Origin of the sequence: Pseudomonas sp. 21615526, assembly GCF_013386245.1 — a bacterium.
Taxonomy (GTDB): domain Bacteria; phylum Pseudomonadota; class Gammaproteobacteria; order Pseudomonadales; family Pseudomonadaceae; genus Aquipseudomonas.
The window spans coordinates 126565-144837 of record NZ_JACAOM010000015.1 but is presented as its reverse complement, the minus strand read 5'-3'; the positions used below and the strand labels follow the sequence as shown (position 1 = coordinate 144837).

The window sequence follows — 18273 nt, the reverse complement described above, 5'->3', positions numbered from 1 at the left end:
TGAAAATCTGACGCCTACAGGGGGCGTCGTATCCAGTACAGGGATGGTCGTATCCAGTGTCGGTGACGTCGCTTACAGATTTTTTCCACGGCAAAACTGCACTTTTTACCGATCTGCACCGCAAAAAACGGCCAAAACGTCGCCTTCCACAACAGCGGCGCTGATGAGCATGGGTACGTCGGTGTGAGACGCCGTGAGCGCCAACAAAAGCTTGATGATGGCCGCATCTGGGCGGATTGCGACATGAGCGTAGCAGCTCCGTCACCAGGCGTTATGTGCGCCTGGCCTGTGCTCATCGAGGAGTTTCACGGCAATGGCTATCAGCGTTTTCGACCTGTTCAAGATCGGCATTGGGCCTTCGAGTTCTCACACCGTCGGCCCCATGCGCGCCGCGGCGTTGTTCGTTCAAGGATTACGTGAACGTGATGTGTTGGAACAAGTCAGGCGCGTCGAAGTTCAGCTGTATGGCTCCTTATCGGCCACGGGCATCGGTCACGGCAGCGACAACGCGGTGATCATGGGCCTGATGGGCGAGTGGCCGGACGCGATCGATCCGTCACAGATCGGCATCCGCATCGAAACCCTGCGCGAGACCAACACCCTGCTGCTGGACGCACGTTTGCCGGTGCCTTTCTTATGGGCGCGGGACATGCGCCTGATCGACGAAAACCTGCCGTTCCACCCCAATGCCATGACCCTGGTGGTGTTCGGTGATAACGGCGAGCTGCACCGCGACACCTACTACTCGGTGGGCGGCGGATTCGTGGTGGATGAAGCCCAGGCCAACAGCGGCGTGGCGGACATGGACCGCACCGAGCTGCCCTATGATTTTTCCAGTGCGGTGGAACTGCTGCAGCTGTGCAAGACCCACAACCTGCGCGTCGCTGAGCTGATGTTGGCGAACGAAAAAACCTGGCGCTCGGAAGAAGAAATCCGCAGCGGCCTGATGAAGCTCTGGCGCGCCATGCAGGATTGCGTGGAGCAAGGCCTAAAGCACGAAGGCATCCTTCCCGGCGGCCTCAATGTAAGGCGCCGTGCAGCCAAGTTGCACCGCAGCTTGCAGGAGCTGGGCAAGCCGAATGTGATCGGCTCGACCTTGAGCGCGATGGAATGGGTCAACCTGTTCGCCCTGGCGGTGAATGAAGAAAACGCCGCCGGCGGGCGCATGGTCACGGCACCGACCAACGGCGCGGCGGGGATCATCCCGGCGGTGCTGCACTACTTCATGAAGTTCAGCGAAGAAGTGACCGAGGCCAACGTGGTCGACTACTTCCTCGGCGCGGCGGCGGTGGGCATCCTGTGTAAGAAAAACGCGTCGATCTCGGGTGCCGAAGTCGGCTGCCAGGGTGAAGTCGGCTCGGCGTGCGCCATGGCGGCGGCGGGGTTGGCGGAGATCCTCGGTGCGACGCCGGAGCAATTGTGCAACGCGGCGGAGATTGGCCTGGAACACAACCTCGGCCTGACCTGCGACCCGGTAGGCGGGCTGGTGCAGGTGCCGTGCATCGAGCGTAATGCGATTGCCGCGGTGAAGGCGATCAACGCGGCGCAGATGGCGCTGCGGGGGGATGGCCAGCACTTCATCTCGCTGGACCGGGTGATCCGCACCATGCGCGATACCGGGGCGGATATGCATGACAAGTACAAGGAAACATCGCGGGGTGGGTTGGCGGTGAGTGCGGTGGAGTGTTGATCCGGAAAGACCGCGTCGCCTGCATTCGCGAGCAAGCCCGCTCCCACATTCGACCGAGTTCCTACTGAAAAAACGCGGTCAAGTGTGGGAGCGGGCTTGCTCGCGAATGCGGTAGACCGGGCAACACTGCTCATAAAGTGAACACCAGAACCAAAAGCGCCACCTTTTAGCGCGTCGCAATTAGATAAGTAGCTCCCGAACGATTTCCCCTCATGACCATCGGTCACCCGTGCTTGTGGTGACAGACTTTTCCCACGTCGTTTCTCTCCCTTCCCACAAGTGCTACCGATCTGCTCACACACCTTGAGCCTGCGTTCTCTCACGTCTTTTCTGGGTCATATCCCCCACTCCATGCGCGGGCTTATATAGACACGTCATGAGGTCGTTTTCAGGAGTTATTGAATACGCATTCAACTTTAGGCATGGCATTTGCTCTATCAATACAAAGCCTCTCGCCATAGGAGTTTCCTTAAGGCGATGAGCGCAATAACAAGAGCCTCGCCTGAGGCCATCACCCGCTTTGTGTGAGGAGATACCGCGATGACGTCGTTCAACTCCGGGGCTCAACCCCAGAACCGTGCGCCTCAATCCATCGGCTTTTTGCTGCTGGACAATTTCACGCTGATTTCCCTGGCTTCCGCAGTCGAACCCCTGCGCATGGCCAACCAGCTCTCCGGCCGCGAGCTGTATCGCTGGACGACGTTGAGTGTGGACGGAAACCAGGTGTGGGCCAGCGACGGTCTGCAAATCACCCCCGATGCTTCCATGCACAAAGCCCCGGCCCTGGACACCGTGATCGTCTGTGGCGGCGTGGGTATCCAGCGCACCGTGACCCGTGAACATGTGTCGTGGCTGCAAAGCCAGGCGCGCCAATCCCGTCGCCTTGGCGCGGTGTGCACCGGCAGCTGGGCCCTGGCCTGCGCCGGCCTGCTGGACGGGTTTGATTGCAGCGTGCACTGGGAATGCCTGGCGTCGATGCAGGAAGCCTTTCCCCGCGTGGCCATGAGCACACGCCTGTTCACCCTCGACCGCAACCGCTTCACCAGCTCCGGCGGCACCGCGCCGCTGGACATGATGCTGCACCTGATCAGCCGCGACCACGGCCGTGAGTTGTCGGCGGCGATCTCCGAGATGTTTGTGTACGAGCGAATCCGCAACGAACAGGATCACCAGCGTGTGCCGCTCAAGCACATGCTTGGCACCAACCAGCCGAAGTTGCAGGAAATCGTCGCGCTGATGGAGGCCAACCTGGAAGAGCCGATCGACCTCGATGAACTGGCGGTGTACGTAGCGGTGTCCCGGCGTCAGCTGGAGCGCTTGTTCCAGAAATACCTGCACTGTTCGCCGTCGCGCTACTACCTCAAGTTGCGCCTGATCCGTGCGCGGCAGTTGCTCAAGCAAACGCCGATGTCGATCATCGAAGTGGCGTCGGTGTGCGGGTTTGTCTCCACGCCGCACTTCTCCAAGTGCTACCGCGAATACTTCGGCATTCCGCCGCGGGATGAGCGTGTGGGTTCCAACACCACGCAGCAGGTGGCGATGATGCCGATTCCGCAGGCGCTGGTGCTGTCACCGTTGTCCGGGCCGTTGTCGGCGTTGAGCCAGGCCAGGAATGAGTCGACTTTCGCGAGTGTAAGGCTTTAGACCGAGTCGCCTGCATTCGCGAGCAAGCCCGCTCCCACACTTGACCGCGTTTTTTCAGTAGGAACGCGGTCGAATGTGGGAGCGGGCTTGCTCGCGAATGCGGTATATCAGGCGCCAGAGTTCTGCCGAAATTGCACCAGCGCCGGCAACAACTGCTTGTCGATCGCCTGCCTCACCGCCGGCAAGATCGTCGCGCTGCCGGTGTACATCTGCTCAACCATACCCTTGAGCGCCTTGGCCCGCGCCGCGCTCAAGCCGCGCACCGCACACTCGCAAGCCTGCTCGGCGGTAGCGCCGCTGGACACCTCGAAACCCAACGACCGCAGCTGGCCCAGCAGGTCATCCTGGTCAATCAAATCCGCGTGCATCATGACGTTAATCCTTGTTAGGGGAGCGGGGGATTGAGGTCGATTCTGGTAGGCCATCACCGAGTCGGCAAGGCCTGAATGCATGAATGTCCGGCACACCTATGAACAGGTCGTTTTCGGCTAACTCGCAAGGCAGGGGAGTGTGCACACTGGCATCAAGCAAGCAGCTTGAAGGTTTGGTCACCCTCGGGATGCGCCGCTCACACAAAGCACTCTGCCCCGATCCTGTCACGGCTGGATCGGGGCTTTTTTTGAGCTGAAATTTGAGGTGAAGCTGCTGGCCCCTTCGCGAGCAAGCCCGCTCCCACAGTTGACCGCGTTTTTTCAGGAGGAACTCGGTCAAATGTGGGAGCGGGCTTGCTCGCGAAGGGGGAGCCTCGGTCTACCGCTGCAACACCAATATCCGGGACAACAACTCATCCCGATCGATATAGCAGCCCTGGAAATGCCGCGCGCCGGACGCCGGATCAAACGCATTGCGCGCATGCAGGGTCCGGCGATTATCAAAGCACCACAGCTCGCCCGGATTCAGACGTTTGACCAGCCGAAAACGCTCCTCCCGGGTCATCGCAATAAACCGGCGATAGGCGCGATAGAGCAACGGCATCTGCTCTGCAGGCGCCTCAAACGGCCCGCGCAGAAAGTTGGCCATGCGAATCTCGGCGACTTCACCCAAGGCATCCAGAGCAATGATCGGCGCTAGCCGGCGATAGTCGCTGTGACGGTCCTTGTTGCGAAACTCCACGGGGATCTCGCACAACGCGCGAAAGGCTTCCGGATCTTCGTCCCGCAGCGCCCGGGCAATCGCAAAACCGTCGACAAAAATACTCTCGCCCCCGTCGGCGTCGTTCACCAGGCAATGCAAGAACTGCAGCCCGGGTTGCAGCTCCCGCGTCGGCAAATCACTGTGCAGCGGCAGGTTGAATGCCGTGTAGGCGTTGCTGTCGGCATCGGCCTTGGACTGTACGTTGAACAGCACGCCGAAGTTGCTCTCGCGGATGAACGAAATGCGCTTGGCGATCAGCGCCAGCGAGCCAGGTTCGGTGGGCACGCCACGCACTTGCGTAAGGCCGCTGTCACGCAAAGCCAGCAGCCATTGCAGCAGGGCTTTCGGGTCTTCCATCAGCGCTGCGTAGTCGAATACGGGCAGCTCGAACGTACGGTCCCACAGCAGGGATTTCGGTTTGGCAGCCCGGCGTTCGGCGCGGGACTCATCGTCGTAGGCGTGCGCCCGCAACCATCCGGGATCGTATTGGCTGCGATGCCCGCCGCTCCATTCCACTGTCAGCAGACCCTGGTCGATACGTGCACTGAGGGCCGTGAGGTGTTCGTCCACATCGACGATTTCCAGCACCTGTTCACGGGTCACGCTGTAGACGCAAACAGGGCACGGGCAGTTGTCCCGCAGCCACTGGTGATGAAACGGGCTGATCCGCCCATCGGCCCATCGCACACTGAGGTGATCGCCGTGCACCTGCACATCGGCCAGGTCACTGATCAGTGGGTAAGTACGGAAGTCGGCAACAGCGGCGGCGGTTTGCATGGCGATTCCTTATTTTTGGGGTGGCAGTCCAATCACGCGGCCGAGCAGGGCGGGCTTCGGCAGGTCGGTTTGTTCGGCGCTGATGCTGGCAAGCTTGCCCAGCACCGCTTCACTGAATGGCGCCGAGTGCGGCCCGGCGAGGTCGACGTGGAGCAGCATCTGTTCGTTGCCCGCCAGCTCCTTTTCGTCGCCCACCAGGTGCAGGCTGTGATAGAGGTGCAGGCGCTTGCGGTCGTGGGCGATGAGTTGGGTGTGTACCTCGACGGCGGCGCCCAGTTTCACTTCGTGCAGGTAGTTGAGGTGCAACTCCAGGGTGAACAGCGAGTGGCCGCTGGCTTCGCGGTTTTCGCTGTCCAGGCCCAGGGTGTCCATCAGCGCATCGGTGGCGTAGCTGAAAATCAGCAGGTAGAACGCATCGCGCAGGTGGCCGTTGTAGTCGACCCACTCGGGGAGGATTTTGGTGGTGTAGGTGGTCAATGCGGCCATGGTTCGGTTCCCGGTAGGTACGTGATCGTTCCCACGCTCTGCGTGGGAACGCCTCCTGTGACGCTCTGCGTCACGCGTTGGGACGCAGAGCGTCCTGGGCTGCATTCCCACGCAGAGCGTGGGAACGATCTTTACAGGGCTTATTCGGCGAAGGTCATACCGTGTTTTTCCTTAGTGGTCTTCACCGCCTCCAGCACCGCCAGCAGGCAATCATCACGATAGCGCTCCAGCGCCGAAATGCTGTGTTTGCCCAACTGATCGCTTGTGCCGTCCACCACGTCATCAATCAATTTGTCGGTCAATTCCGGCGCCGGCAGATAGGTCCACGGCAGCTGCAAGGCCGGGCCGAACTGCGCCATGAAGTGCCGCATCCCGGCATCACCGCCCGCCAGCGTATAGGTCAGGAACGTGCCCATGAACGACCAGCGTAAACCGGCGCCAAAGCGAATCGCATCATCGATCTCGCCGGTGGTTGCCACACCATCGTTCACCAGGTGCAACGCCTCACGCCACAGGGCTTCCAGCAGCCGGTCAGCGATAAAACCGGGCACTTCCTTACGCACATGCAAAGGGCGCATGCCGAGGGATTCGTACACCTTGATTGCTGCCTGAATCGCTTCCGGCGCAGTGTTTTTGCCGCCTACCACTTCCACAAGCGGCAACAGGTAAACCGGGTTGAACGGATGGCCCACCACGCAACGTTCCGGGTGCGTGGAGCCTTCATAAAACTCGCTCGGCAACAACCCCGAAGTACTCGAACCAATCAACGCATTCGGCTTGGCCGCCGCGCTGATTTTGCTGTGTAACTCCAGCTTCAATTCCAGGCGTTCCGGGGCGCTTTCCTGGATGAAGTCGGCGTCTTTCACGCACTCTTCAATCGTGGCCACAAAGCGCAGGCGGTCTTGCGAGGCGCCGGGTGCAAGGCCTTGTTTCTCGAGTGCGCCCCAGGCATTCGCGACACGTTTGCGCAGGGCCGCTTCGGCACCAGGCGCCGGGTCCCAGGCCACCACATCCAGGCCGTGAGCCAGTGCGCGGGATACCCAGCCACTGCCGATAACGCCGCTGCCCAGCGCTGCGAAGGTTTTGATTTCAGTGATAAAGCTCATGGCAAATTCCTAAAGAGTTCGGTGATTCTGTGTGAGAGCCAAGATCAAAATGTGGGAGCGGGCTTGCTCGCGAAAGCGGTCTGTCAGTTGATGCATTCGGTGGCTGATCCACCGCATTCGCGAGCAAGCCCGCTCCCACATTTGATTCGGTTCCTGCAGGGCGTCGTGCGGTGTGTCTTAGCCGCGCTTGGTCAGGCCCATCTTCACGCGGCCTTCGGCCGGGGTCATGACCCGCGCACCCAGGCGGCTGAGGATCTCGCTGGCGCGTTCCACCAACTGGCCGTTGGTCGCCAGCACGCCCTTGTCCAGCCACAGGTTGTCTTCCAGGCCGACTCGCACATTGCCGCCCAGCAGCACCGCTTGCGCCGCCATCGGCATCTGCATGCGACCAATGCCGAAGCCGGCCCACACCGCGTCAGCCGGCAGGTTGTCGACCATGGCTTTCATGGTGGTGGTGTCGGCCGGCGCGCCCCACGGGATGCCCAGGCACAGCTGGAACAACGGGTTGTCGAGCAAGCCTTCCTTGATCATCTGCTTGGCGAACCACAGGTGACCGGTGTCGAAAATTTCCAGCTCGGCTTTTACCCCCAGCTCTTGAATACGTTTGGCGCCAGCCCGCAGCTGGGCCGGGGTGGAGACGTAAATGGTGTCGCCATCGCCGAAGTTCAGGGTGCCGCAATCGAGGGTGCAGATTTCCGGCAGCAGCTCTTCCACGTGGGCCAGGCGGGTCAGCGGGCCCACCAGGTCGGTGTTGGGCCCGAATTCCATGGGGTTCTCGCCGCCACCGATTTCCAGGTCGCCACCCATGCCGGCGGTGAGGTTGACGATGATGTCGACGTCCGCCTCGCGGATGCGCTCCATCACTTCGCGGTACAGCGCCACGTCGCGGCTGAACTTGCCGGTCTCGGGGTCACGTACGTGGCAATGCACCACGGTGGCACCGGCCTTGGCTGCTTCCACCGCCGCGGCAGCGATTTGTTTCGGAGTGACCGGCACGTGAGGGCTTCTGGCGGTCGTGTCGCCAGCACCGGTGAGTGCGCAGGTGATGATGACGTCGTGGTTCATGAGGCAGGTTCCTTACAGGCGTGATTTTCAGGCGTAGTCATACCGTTCGCAGCCGGGAGCGGCTGCGAAGCGGTGATTCAAGACAGGTTATTTGCTGGTCAATTGCAGGTTGGCTGCGGCGGGTTTGCCGTCGAAGGTGGTCACGCCTTCGAGCCAGCGCTGCTGGTCTTGCGGGTGATCCTTGAGCCATTGCCTGGCCGACTCGAAAGCGTCCTTGTGATCCAGCAGCGGCTGCATCATTCGGCTCTCGTCGGCGGCGGTGAAGGTCAGGTTGCTGAGCAACTTGTGCACGTTGGGGCATTGCTCGGCATAGGTCGGCGAGGTGACGGACCACACGGTGGCCATGCCTTCGTTCGGGCCCAGCGCGTCATCACTGCCGGTGAGGTAAGTCATCGCCACGTTGACGTTCATCGGGTGCGGCGCCCAGCCGAAGAACACCACGGCCTCCTTGCGGCGAACGGCGCGGTCGACAGCGGCGAGCATGCCGGCCTCGCTGGATTCCACCAGTTGGAACTTGCCCAGGCCAAACTGATTCTTGGCGATCATCGCCTTGATCTGGGTGTTGGCGCCCGAGCCTGGTTCAATGCCGTAGATCTTGCCGCCCAGTTCTTTTTCAAACCTGGCGATGTCGGCGAAGGTCTTCAGGCCCTTGTCGGCCAGGTAAGTCGGCACCGCCAGGGTCGCGCGGGCGTCTTCCAGGGACGGCTTGTCGAGCACCTTGACCTGCTTGGCGTCGACAAACGGGGTGATGGTCTGGGTCATCAGCGGATTCCAGTAGCCCAGGAACATGTCCAGGCGCTGGTCGCGGATCCCGGCAAAGATGATTTGCTGGGACGCGCTGGTCTGTTTGGTCTTGTAGCCGAGGCCGTCGAGCAATACTTGAGTCATGGCGCTGGTGGCGATTACGTCGGTCCAGTTCACCACGCCCATGCGCACGTTCTGGCAAGAAGCCGCATCGGCTGCCATCACGTTGGTGCTCAAAATGGCGCTGGCGCTGAGTGCGAGCACGCAGCGGCTGATCAGTCGGTTCATGGTGGTTCCCTCGGCAGGTTGTTATTGTGGGTTCCGGCGTCTTTGTGCACCGTGCAGCCAAGTTACGCAGCTTGGTCCCCGACAAAACGCACGGCGGCGACCAGCTCTTGCACTGCAGCGACCTGCCCCCTTGAATGACCGATTGAACTGGCGTATCACAGTGACCACGCTGTCCGTCCTACGAGAGCGCTCCATGTCCCAGGATTTCTACTTTCTGCTGATGCCGGGCTTCTCCGCCATCGGCTTTATTTCCGCGATCGAACCTTTACGTGTCGCCAATCGTTTTCGTGGTGAGCTGTACCGCTGGCACGTCTTGAGCGCCGACGGCGGCGCGGTGCTGGCGAGCAATGGCATGTCGGTCAACGCCGACGCCGCGCTGGAGCCGCTGAAGAAAGGCTCGACCTTACTGGTGGTGGCCGGCTTCGAACCGCTGAAGTTCGCCACGCCCGCACTGGAACACTGGCTGCGTCGCCTTGACCACGACGGCGTGACCCTGGGCGCCATCGACACCGGCGCCTGCGTACTCGCCGAAGCCGGCCTGCTCGACGGCCACCGCCTGACCCTGCACTGGGAAGCCATCGACGCCTTCAAGGAATCTTATCCACAGCTGACGGTAACCCAGGAGCTGTTCGAGATCGACCGCCGGCGCATCACCTCGGCGGGCGGCACCGCGTCCATCGACCTGATGCTCGACCTGATCAGCCAGGCTCACGGGCCAGAGTTGGCGATCCAGGTGTCCGAGCAATTCGTGCTCGGCCGCATCCGCCCGCGCAAAGACCACCAACGCATGCAGATCGCCACGCGCTACGGCATCAACAACAAGAAGTTGGTGCAGGTGATTGGGGAGATGGAACAGCACACGGAACCGCCGTTGAGCACACTGGCGCTGGCGGAGGCGATCAAGGTCACGCGGCGGCAGTTGGAGCGCTTGTTTCGGCTGCACCTGAACGACACGCCGAGCAACTTCTACCTGGGTTTGCGCCTGGAAAAGGCTCGGCAGTTGTTGCGCCAGAGCGACCTGAGCGTGCTGGAGGTGAGCATCGCCTGCGGCTTTGAGTCGCCGTCGTATTTCACCCGCAGCTACCGGGCAAGGTTTGCCAAGTGCCCAAGGGAAGATCGGCGCCGGGAAGCGGTATGAACACCGCTCTTGAGAACAATGCAGATCAAATGTGGGAGCGGGCTTGCTCGCGAAAGCGGTGGATCAGTCGGTACATGTATTGACTGACACACCGCATTCGCGAGCAAGCCCGCTCCCACAGGAGATTTGTGGTGTGGCTTATTTCTTCAGCAGGGCTGAACACGCGGCCTTGTAAGCCTCATGCTGATACTTGTTCAGCGTCGCCGGCAGGGCAAAGTCGTGTTTCTTGTTCTGCGCATTGATGGTCTGCGGCGACAGCAGCGTCACTTCAACGCCGTCCAGCAACTGAAACACACCTTCAATCTTGAACGTAGTCGGGCCACCGGCGAATTCGCCTTTCTTGCTGCGCTTCTTGATGGCGATGCGGCTGATGCCGTTTTCCCGCACAAACGCGCTGACCTGAGCGGCGAAGGCCTTGACGTTGGCCGCCTCATCATCGTCTTCAAGGGCGATTTTCTTGGTGGCCAGGGCGACGTGGCCCAATGCCTGACCGTCGAGCGAGGCGACAGCAATAATGGCTTCGCTGCCTTTGATTTCGATGCCGCAGATAGTCATGAATAGCCTTGGTTCTGAGTGAAGAGTGGAGGGGATTGTCGCTTATTCCTGCCCAATCGACTCCAAAAACTCCGACCGTTCATCACTCATCCGCGCCAGACAATCATTCTGCTGGATCGCATATGCCTTGCTTCCCGCCACTGCCGGGAAGGTATCTACGGCGCAATCCGCATCACGTAACTTTTCCCACTTCTGTTGGGCATCCTTCAGACGAGCGGTAATGTCCGCCAACTGCGTCTTGTTGCTGCCATAGGTCGAACCCATGCGTTCCAGCAAGCCCTGGTAGTTATCCTTGAGCAGTTGTTCGGCGGTGGTTTTGTTGTAGGTGGCGCATTCCAGGGTTTGCTTGTCGTTCTCGATGCCATCGCAGGGCGTGCTGTCGGTGTCTTCAGCGGCGTGTACGCCGGTTGCGATGAGTGCCAAAGCCAGGAAAATCGATTTCATTGCGCCGTCTCATATCAGTTGATGAGCAAATTCTGGCTCAAGCGTAAGACAAAGAACAGACACCCGTCAGAGATGTCATGTTGGCCTTTGTCGCGGATTGACGCTTTCGGCAATTCCCTTGTCGTTTTTGCACCCGGCTCCTTCTGCCCCGGGGCATATGCTGGCCCCAAAGCGCCGGCAGACGATTCGGCGCATGAATCGCCAATAAGGGGACGCCTGATGAGCCCAGCCGAATTGCACGCCGACAGCATCGTTATCGACGGGCTGATCATTGCCAAGTGGAACCGCGACCTGTTCGAAGACATGCGCAAGGGTGGCCTCACCGCTGCCAACTGCACCGTGTCGGTATGGGAAGGGTTCCAGGCCACCATTAACAACATCGTGGCCAGCCAGACCCTGATTCGCGAAAACAGCGACCTGGTGATCCCGGTGAAAACCACCGCCGATATCCGTCGCGCCAAGGAACAGGGCAAGACCGGCATCATCTTCGGCTTCCAGAACGCCCACGCGTTTGAAGACCAGCTCGGCTACGTCGAGATCTTCAAGCAGCTCGGGGTTGGCGTGGTGCAGATGTGCTACAACACCCAGAACCTGGTGGGCACCGGCTGCTATGAGCGCGATGGCGGCCTGTCGGGCTTCGGTCGCGAGGTCGTCGCCGAGATGAACCGCGTCGGCATCATGTGCGACCTGTCACACGTGGGCTCCAAGACCTCCGAAGAAGTCATCCTCGAATCGAAAAAGCCGGTGTGCTACTCCCACTGCCTGCCTTCAGGCCTCAAAGAGCACCCGCGCAACAAGTCCGATGAAGAGCTGAAGTTCATCGCCGACCACGGTGGCTTTGTCGGCGTGACCATGTTCGCGCCGTTCCTGGCCAAGGGCATCGACTCGACCATCGACGACTACGCCGAAGCCATCGAGTACACCATGAACATCGTGGGCGAAGACGCCATCGGCATCGGCACCGACTTCACCCAGGGCCATGGCCAGGATTTCTTCGAAATGCTGACCCACGACAAGGGCTACGCCCGCCGCCTGACCAGCTTCGGCAAGATCATCAACCCGCTGGGCATCCGCACCGTGGGCGAGTTCCCGAACCTCACCGAGACCCTGCTCAAGCGCGGCCATCCCGAGCGCGTGGTGCGCAAGATCATGGGCGAAAACTGGGTCAACGTCCTGAAGGACGTCTGGGGCGAATAAGCCACCACTCACGCCTCTTTTCCCCCAACCTTATGCGTCGGGGGCTTACCAAAGCATTTTCCGGAGTTAAGTTTCCATGGCCAAGATCGCCCCTCAATTGCCTATCGAAGTCGACAGCGAAACCGGTGTCTGGACCTCCGACGCCCTGCCGATGCTGTACGTGCCGCGCCATTTCTTCGTCAACAATCACATGGGGATCGAAGAAGTCCTGGGCAGCGAGGCCTACGCCGAAATCCTCTACAAGGCCGGCTACAAATCCGCCTGGCACTGGTGTGAAAAAGAAGCTGAATGCCACGGCCTGGAAGGCGTCGCAGTGTTCGAGCACTACATGAAGCGCCTGTCGCAGCGCGGCTGGGGCCTGTTCAAGATCCAGGACATCGACCTCGATAAAGGCACCGCCAGCGTCAAGCTCGAGCACTCGGCATTCGTCTACGTGTACGGCAAGGTCGGGCGCAAGGTCGACTACATGTTCACCGGCTGGTTTGCCGGCGCGATGGACCAGATCCTCGAAGCCCGTGGCAGCAAGGTTCGTACCGTTGCGGAACAAGTCTACGGCGGCTCCGAAGAGGGCCACGACGACGGCCTGTTCACCGTCAAGCCGTTGTAAGTCGAGGACCCTGCCATGGCTTTCGAAGCAATGTTTGCGCCGATCCAGATCGGCAAACTGACCATCCGCAACCGCGTGCTCAGTACCGCCCACGCCGAGGTGTATGCCACCGACGGCGGCATGACCACCGACCGCTATGTGAAGTACTACGAAGAGAAAGCCAAGGGCGGGATCGGCCTGGCGATCTGCGGCGGTTCTTCCAGTGTCGCCATCGACAGCCCGCAAGGCTGGTGGAAGTCGGTGAACCTGGCGGATGACCGGATCATCCCGCACTTCCAGAACCTGGCCGACGCCATGCACAAGCATGGCGCCAAGATCATGATCCAGATTACCCACATGGGCCGTCGCTCGCGCTGGGACGGCGAGCATTGGCCCACGCTGCTGTCGCCTTCGGGCATCCGCGAGCCGGTGCACCGCGCCACCTGCAAGACCATCGAGCCTGAAGAAATCTGGCGGGTGATCGGCAACTACGCCACCGCTGCGGCACGGGCCAAGGCCGGTGGCCTGGACGGTGTGGAACTGTCGGCGGTGCACCAGCACATGATCGACCAGTTCTGGAGCCCTCGGGTCAACAAACGTACTGACGAATGGGGCGGCAGCTTCGAAAACCGCATGCGTTTCGGCCTTGAGGTGTTGAAGGCGGTACGCAAGGAAGTCGGCCCGGATTTCTGCGTCGGCATCCGTTTGTGCGGCGACGAATTCCATCCGGACGGCCTGTCCCACGAGGACATGAAACAGATCGCCAAGTACTACGACGACACCGGCATGCTCGACTTCATCGGCGTGGTCGGCTCGGGGTGCGACACCCACAACACCCTGGCCAACGTTATCCCGAACATGAGTTATCCACCGGAGCCGTTCCTGCACCTGGCGGCCGGCATCAAGGAAGTGGTCAAGGCCCCGGTGCTGCACGCGCAGAACATCAAGGACCCGAACCAGGCCACGCGCATCCTGGAAGGCGGCTACGTGGACATGGTCGGCATGACCCGCGCCCACATCGCCGACCCGCACCTGATCGCCAAGATCAAGATGGGCCAGATCGACCAGATCAAACAGTGCGTCGGCGCCAACTACTGCATCGACCGCCAGTACCAGGGCCTGGATGTGCTGTGCATCCAGAACGCCGCCACTTCCCGTGAATACATGGGCGTGCCGCACATCATCGAGAAATCCACCGGGCCAAAACGCAAAGTCGTGGTGGTGGGTGCCGGCCCGGCCGGGATGGAAGCGGCGCGGGTGGCTGCCGAACGTGGCCACGACGTGACGTTGTTCGAGAAGAAAGAATTTATCGGCGGGCAAATCACCACTGCATCGAAAGCCCCGCAGCGTGACCAGATTGCCGGGATCACCCGCTGGTTCCAGTTGGAACTGGCGCGCCTGAACGTCGACCTGCGCCTGGGTGTGGCGGCGGACGCGGCGACCATCCTCGACCTGCGCCCGGACGTGGTGGTGCTGGCGGTGGGCGGTCATCCGTTCCTGGAGCAGAACGAACACTGGGGCGCGGCTGAAGGCCTGGTGGTCAGCAGCTGGGACGTGCTCGACGGCAAGGTTCTACCTGGCAAGAACGTGCTGGTGTACGACACCATCTGCGAGTTCACCGGCATGTCGGTGGCCGACTTCCTCGCGGACAAGGGCAGCCAGGTGGAGATCGTCACCGACGACATCAAGCCGGGCGTGGCTGTGGGCGGTACGTCGTTCCCGACGTACTACCGCAGCATGTACCCCAAGGAAGTGATCATGACCGGCGACATGATGCTGGAAAAGGTCTACCGCGAAGGCGACAAGCTAGTGGCGGTGCTGGAGAACGAATACACCGGGGCCAGGGAAGAGCGGGTGGTGGACCAGGTGGTGGTCGAGAACGGCGTGCGTCCGGACGAAGAGCTCTACTACGGGCTCAAGGCAGGCTCGCGCAACAAGGGCCAGATGGATATAGAGGCCCTGTTCGCGATCAAGCCGCAGCCGTGCCTGAGCGAGCCGGGCGAGGGGTACTTGCTGTTCCGCATTGGTGACTGCGTGGCCCAGCGTAATACCCACGCGGCCATCTATGACGCCCTGCGCCTGTGCAAGGATTTCTGACGAGGTGTACTCGGTCAAATGTGGGAGCGGGCTTGCTCGCGAAAGCGGTGTGTCAGCCACTGGATGCATCGACTGACACGCTGCCTTCGCGAGCAAGCCCGCTCCCACATTTCGGGCCAGTTTCACAGTAGACCTGTGTGGTCTTCGGGAGCTTCACCATGTTGAACACCCTTCTTCCCATCCTGCTCTTCGCCGCCCTGGGCCTTGCCGTCCTCGGCGCGCTGCGCCGGGTGAACATGTGGCGCCGCGGGCGGTCCTCCAAGGTCGACTTGCTCGGCGGCCTGTTGGCCATGCCCAAGCGCTACATGGTTGACCTGCACCATGTGGTCGCCCGCGACAAATACATCGCCAACACCCACGTCGCCACCGCCCTGGGCTTTGTGCTCTCGGCGCTGCTGGCGATCCTGGTGCACGGTTTCGGCCTGCATAACCGCATCCTCGGCTACGCCTTGCTGTTGGCTTCGGTGCTGATGTTTGTCGGCGCCACCTTCGTCTACCTGCGCCGTCGCAACCCGCCTGCACGCCTGTCGAAAGGCCCGTGGATGCGCCTGCCGAAAAGCCTGATGGCGTTCTCGGTGAGCTTCTTCCTGGTGACCTTGCCGGTGGCCGGGATTCTGCCGGCGGACTTCGGCGGCTGGCTGCTCGCCGCGCTGCTGAGCCTGGGCGTGTTGTGGGGCGTGTCGGAAATGTTCTTCGGCATGACCTGGGGCGGCCCGATGAAACACGCCTTCGCCGGTGCCCTGCACCTGGCCTGGCACCGCCGCGCCGAACGCTTCGGCGGCGGCCGTTCCACCGGTTTGAAACCCCTGGACCTCGCCGATAAAAGCGCGCCCCTGGGCGTGGAAAAACCGGCGGATTTCACCTGGAACCAACTGCTCGGCTTCGACGCCTGCGTGCAGTGCGGCAAGTGCGAAGCCGCGTGCCCGGCGTTCGCCGCCGGCCAGCCACTGAACCCGAAAAAACTTATCCAGGACATGGTCGTCGGCCTGGCCGGTGGCACCGACGCCAAGTTCGCCGGCAGCCCGTATCCGGGCAAAGCCATCGGCGAACACGCCGGCAACCCGCACCAGCCAATCGTCAATGGTCTGGTGGACGCCGAGACCCTGTGGTCCTGCACCACCTGCCGCGCCTGCGTGGAAGAGTGCCCGATGATGATCGAGCACGTGGACGCCATCGTCGACATGCGCCGCCACCTCACCCTGGAAAAGGGCGCGACCCCGAACAAGGGCGCCGAAGTCCTGGAAAACCTGATCGCCACCGACAACCCGGGCGGCTTCGCACCGGGCGGGCGGATGAACTGGGCGGCGGATTTGAACCTGCCCTTGCTCAGCGACAGGAAAACCGTCGACGTGCTGTTCTGGGTCGGCGACGGTGCCTTCGACATGCGCAACCAGCGCACCCTGCGCTCGTTCGTCAAAGTGCTGAAAGCCGCCAAGGTCGACTTCGCCGTACTGGGCCTTGAAGAGCGCGACAGCGGCGACGTGGCCCGGCGCCTGGGCGATGAAGCGACTTTCCAACTGCTGGCCGCACGCAATATCCAGACCCTGGCCAAGTACAGCTTCAAGCGCATCGTCACCTGCGACCCCCACAGTTTCCACGTGCTGAAAAACGAATACGGCGCCTTCGGCGGCAACTACCTGGTGCAGCACCACAGCACCTACATGGCCGAACTGATCGACGCCGGCGCCCTGAACCTGGGCCAGCACAAAGGCAACAGCGTGACCTATCACGACCCGTGCTACCTGGGCCGCTACAACGGTGAGTACGAAGCACCGCGCCAAGTGCTGCGGGCGCTGGGGATCGAGGTCAAGGAAATGCAGCGCTCCGGTTTCCGCTCGCGCTGCTGCGGTGGCGGTGGCGGGGCGCCGATCACCGATATTCCCGGCAAGCAGCGGATTCCCGACATGCGCATGGAAGATATCCGCGAGACCGGCGCCGAACTGGTGGCCGTGGGTTGTCCACAGTGCACGGCGATGCTGGAAGGCGTGGTCGAACCGCGTCCCTTGATCAAGGACATTGCCGAACTGGTAGCTGACGCGTTGCTTGAAGACGCGGCACCGGCCAAGGCGCCGAAACGCGAACCTGCGGAGGTGCATTGATGAGCGACATTATCCGCCGCGACCCACGGGCCGAATGGATCGCCCGTAACCGCCTGCACCCGCTGCACGCGGCGATGCAGCCGGTGCAACACAGCTGGATGGGGCCCAATGGGGTCATCCGCAAGAACGTGCACGGTGTCGGTTTTATCGGCCCCAACGGCATCAAGCGTATTGACCGCAGCGGCGCCCAGCAGGGCGGCGCGGCCAAGCGTACGGCAGCGGTGGAAGTGCAGTTGCCGCTGCATCAGGTACCGGCGCCCGCTTTCTACATCAACGTGGTGCCGGACATGGTCGGCGGCCGCCTGAGCAGCCACGACCGCGACTTGCTGGGCCTGGCCCGGCAACTGGCCGGCGACGACGGTGCGGTATTGGCCGTGGTGTTCGGCGAACACAAGGAAAACGCCTTCGCCACTGCCGGTGTGGATCGGCTGCTGGTGTTGGACGGGCATGAATTCGACGGTTATTCACCGGAGCAACGGGTTCACGGGCTGCGGGCTGTGGATAACCAGTTCAACCCGCGCCACTGGTTGCTGCCGGACAGCCGCAGCGGCGGTGGTGAATTGGGGCGGCGCTTTGCCGCGAGCCTCAAGGAGCGCCCGGCCACGCGGGTCTGGCAGATCAAGGGCCAGGAATGTACTGGCCGTGCAGGCGCGGGTCAGGAGGATCTTGCCCGGCCACTGCCACGGATGATCCTGGCTGCGGCGGAGTGCGCCGATCCCGTCAGCGAAACCCGTCACGAAGTGCTGCCGGTGGAGTTATCCACAAGCCTGGCCCGCAGCCTTGCGCGTATCGAAGATTTGGGTGCGGTGGCCGTGGACCCGGCGGCGATTCCCATGGCCGAAGCCGAATTTATTTTCTCCGGTGGCAACGGGGTCAAGGACTGGGCACTGTTCCACCAGACCGCTGCCGCGTTGGGCGCCACCGAAGGTGCTTCGCGGGTGGCGGTGGACGACGGCTTCATGGCGCGCGATCGCCAGGTGGGCGCCAGCGGCACATGGGTCACTGCACGGGTTTACGTGGCGGTGGGGATTTCCGGGGCGATCCAGCACCTTCAAGGCATTGGTGCCTGCGACAAGGTGGTGGCGATCAACCTCGACCCAGGCTGCGACATGATCAAGCGTGCCGACCTGTCGGTGATCGGCGAAAGCGCCGCGATACTGCAAGCCTTGATCGTTGCGGTCGAGGCCTACCGCCACGGTGCCAAGCGCGATGCAGCTTAAGGA

The 18273-nt window shown here is 61.8% G+C and carries 16 protein-coding genes; 8 read left to right on the top strand and 8 right to left on the bottom strand.

Going from position 1 to position 18273, the window contains the following annotated elements; all coding sequences use genetic code 11:
- Window positions 1-313 precede the first annotated feature (313 nt).
- Complete coding sequence (locus HX786_RS06830; protein WP_008434038.1) at window positions 314-1690, top strand: L-serine ammonia-lyase; 1377 nt, start codon at window positions 314-316, stop codon at window positions 1688-1690.
- Between the two features lie 540 nt (window positions 1691-2230).
- Window positions 2231-3334: a GlxA family transcriptional regulator gene (locus HX786_RS06825; RefSeq protein WP_003216915.1), complete on the top strand. Its 1104-nt coding sequence runs from the start codon at window positions 2231-2233 to the stop codon at window positions 3332-3334.
- A 107-nt stretch (window positions 3335-3441) separates the two neighbouring features.
- Here HX786_RS06825 and HX786_RS06820 read toward each other — a convergent pair whose 3' ends face one another.
- The 6 genes from HX786_RS06820 to HX786_RS06795 all read right to left on the bottom strand — a co-directional run bounded on the left by HX786_RS06820 (window position 3442) and on the right by HX786_RS06795 (window position 8934).
- A complete protein-coding gene (locus tag HX786_RS06820; RefSeq protein WP_003216918.1) occupies window positions 3442-3705 on the bottom strand; it encodes a hypothetical protein in 264 nt (87 codons plus the stop codon).
- Window positions 3706-4084: 379 nt separating this feature from the next.
- The gene (locus tag HX786_RS06815; RefSeq protein WP_178911863.1) at window positions 4085-5245 is read right to left on the bottom strand and encodes a gamma-butyrobetaine dioxygenase; all 1161 of its coding nucleotides are present in this window, start codon (window positions 5243-5245) and stop codon (window positions 4085-4087) included.
- A 9-nt stretch (window positions 5246-5254) separates the two neighbouring features.
- Window positions 5255-5731 (bottom strand): thioesterase family protein, encoded by a 477-nt coding sequence (locus tag HX786_RS06810; protein WP_177035272.1) that lies wholly within the window; start codon window positions 5729-5731, stop codon window positions 5255-5257.
- A gap of 140 nt (window positions 5732-5871) precedes the next feature.
- The gene (locus HX786_RS06805) at window positions 5872-6837 is read right to left on the bottom strand and encodes an L-carnitine dehydrogenase (RefSeq protein ID WP_017476440.1); all 966 of its coding nucleotides are present in this window, start codon (window positions 6835-6837) and stop codon (window positions 5872-5874) included.
- Between the two features lie 177 nt (window positions 6838-7014).
- Window positions 7015-7902, bottom strand: coding sequence for a 3-keto-5-aminohexanoate cleavage protein (locus HX786_RS06800; RefSeq protein WP_003216924.1), 888 nt, complete (start codon window positions 7900-7902; stop codon window positions 7015-7017).
- An 87-nt stretch (window positions 7903-7989) separates the two neighbouring features.
- Entirely contained in the window at window positions 7990-8934 is a 945-nt protein-coding gene (locus tag HX786_RS06795) for a choline ABC transporter substrate-binding protein (protein WP_003216926.1), read from the bottom strand.
- Window positions 8935-9127: 193 nt separating this feature from the next.
- Between HX786_RS06795 and HX786_RS06790 the strand changes: the two genes are divergently transcribed.
- Window positions 9128-10072 (top strand): GlxA family transcriptional regulator, encoded by a 945-nt coding sequence (locus HX786_RS06790; RefSeq protein WP_003216927.1) that lies wholly within the window; start codon window positions 9128-9130, stop codon window positions 10070-10072.
- Between the two features lie 138 nt (window positions 10073-10210).
- Here HX786_RS06790 and HX786_RS06785 read toward each other — a convergent pair whose 3' ends face one another.
- Window positions 10211-10627 (bottom strand): DUF3010 family protein, encoded by a 417-nt coding sequence (locus HX786_RS06785; protein ID WP_102370066.1) that lies wholly within the window; start codon window positions 10625-10627, stop codon window positions 10211-10213.
- A 42-nt stretch (window positions 10628-10669) separates the two neighbouring features.
- Window positions 10670-11071 carry a lysozyme inhibitor LprI family protein gene (locus tag HX786_RS06780; RefSeq protein ID WP_003216930.1) on the bottom strand — a complete coding sequence of 134 codons (402 nt, stop codon included), beginning with the start codon at window positions 11069-11071 and terminating at the stop codon, window positions 10670-10672.
- Between the two features lie 219 nt (window positions 11072-11290).
- Between HX786_RS06780 and HX786_RS06775 the strand changes: the two genes are divergently transcribed.
- The 5 genes from HX786_RS06775 to HX786_RS06755 all read left to right on the top strand — a co-directional run bounded on the left by HX786_RS06775 (window position 11291) and on the right by HX786_RS06755 (window position 18270).
- Complete coding sequence (locus tag HX786_RS06775) at window positions 11291-12268, top strand: dipeptidase (protein ID WP_003216932.1); 978 nt, start codon at window positions 11291-11293, stop codon at window positions 12266-12268.
- 76 nt (window positions 12269-12344) lie between these two features.
- Window positions 12345-12875, top strand: coding sequence for a DUF5943 domain-containing protein (locus HX786_RS06770; protein ID WP_087694765.1), 531 nt, complete (start codon window positions 12345-12347; stop codon window positions 12873-12875).
- 15 nt (window positions 12876-12890) lie between these two features.
- Window positions 12891-14951 carry a dimethylglycine demethylation protein DgcA gene (gene dgcA / locus HX786_RS06765; protein WP_087694764.1) on the top strand — a complete coding sequence of 687 codons (2061 nt, stop codon included), beginning with the start codon at window positions 12891-12893 and terminating at the stop codon, window positions 14949-14951.
- A gap of 158 nt (window positions 14952-15109) precedes the next feature.
- Window positions 15110-17050 carry a dimethylglycine demethylation protein DgcB gene (gene dgcB / locus HX786_RS06760; protein WP_178911862.1) on the top strand — a complete coding sequence of 647 codons (1941 nt, stop codon included), beginning with the start codon at window positions 15110-15112 and terminating at the stop codon, window positions 17048-17050.
- Window positions 17050-18270, top strand: coding sequence for an electron transfer flavoprotein subunit alpha/FixB family protein (locus HX786_RS06755; protein WP_178911861.1), 1221 nt, complete (start codon window positions 17050-17052; stop codon window positions 18268-18270). The genes dgcB and HX786_RS06755 overlap by 1 nt, the downstream gene beginning before the upstream one ends.
- Window positions 18271-18273 lie beyond the last annotated feature (3 nt).

Excerpts from the sequence above, each read along its gene's own strand:
- HX786_RS06795 (WP_003216926.1), bottom strand. The coding sequence starts at position 8,934 with ATGAACCGACTGATCAGCCGCTGCGTGCTCGCACTCAGCGCCAGCGCC.
- HX786_RS06820 (WP_003216918.1), bottom strand. The coding sequence starts at position 3,705 with ATGATGCACGCGGATTTGATTGACCAGGATGACCTGCTGGGCCAGCTG.
- HX786_RS06805 (WP_017476440.1), bottom strand. The coding sequence starts at position 6,837 with ATGAGCTTTATCACTGAAATCAAAACCTTCGCAGCGCTGGGCAGCGGC.
- HX786_RS06825 (WP_003216915.1), top strand. The coding sequence starts at position 2,231 with ATGACGTCGTTCAACTCCGGGGCTCAACCCCAGAACCGTGCGCCTCAA.
- HX786_RS06775 (WP_003216932.1), top strand. The coding sequence starts at position 11,291 with ATGAGCCCAGCCGAATTGCACGCCGACAGCATCGTTATCGACGGGCTG.
- HX786_RS06755 (WP_178911861.1), top strand. The coding sequence starts at position 17,050 with ATGAGCGACATTATCCGCCGCGACCCACGGGCCGAATGGATCGCCCGT.
- HX786_RS06780 (WP_003216930.1), bottom strand. The coding sequence starts at position 11,071 with ATGAAATCGATTTTCCTGGCTTTGGCACTCATCGCAACCGGCGTACAC.
- dgcA (WP_087694764.1), top strand. The coding sequence starts at position 12,891 with ATGGCTTTCGAAGCAATGTTTGCGCCGATCCAGATCGGCAAACTGACC.
- HX786_RS06830 (WP_008434038.1), top strand. The coding sequence starts at position 314 with ATGGCTATCAGCGTTTTCGACCTGTTCAAGATCGGCATTGGGCCTTCG.
- HX786_RS06790 (WP_003216927.1), top strand. The coding sequence starts at position 9,128 with ATGTCCCAGGATTTCTACTTTCTGCTGATGCCGGGCTTCTCCGCCATC.
- HX786_RS06810 (WP_177035272.1), bottom strand. The coding sequence starts at position 5,731 with ATGGCCGCATTGACCACCTACACCACCAAAATCCTCCCCGAGTGGGTC.
- HX786_RS06785 (WP_102370066.1), bottom strand. The coding sequence starts at position 10,627 with ATGACTATCTGCGGCATCGAAATCAAAGGCAGCGAAGCCATTATTGCT.
- HX786_RS06800 (WP_003216924.1), bottom strand. The coding sequence starts at position 7,902 with ATGAACCACGACGTCATCATCACCTGCGCACTCACCGGTGCTGGCGAC.
- dgcB (WP_178911862.1), top strand. The coding sequence starts at position 15,110 with ATGTTGAACACCCTTCTTCCCATCCTGCTCTTCGCCGCCCTGGGCCTT.
- HX786_RS06770 (WP_087694765.1), top strand. The coding sequence starts at position 12,345 with ATGGCCAAGATCGCCCCTCAATTGCCTATCGAAGTCGACAGCGAAACC.
- HX786_RS06815 (WP_178911863.1), bottom strand. The coding sequence starts at position 5,245 with ATGCAAACCGCCGCCGCTGTTGCCGACTTCCGTACTTACCCACTGATC.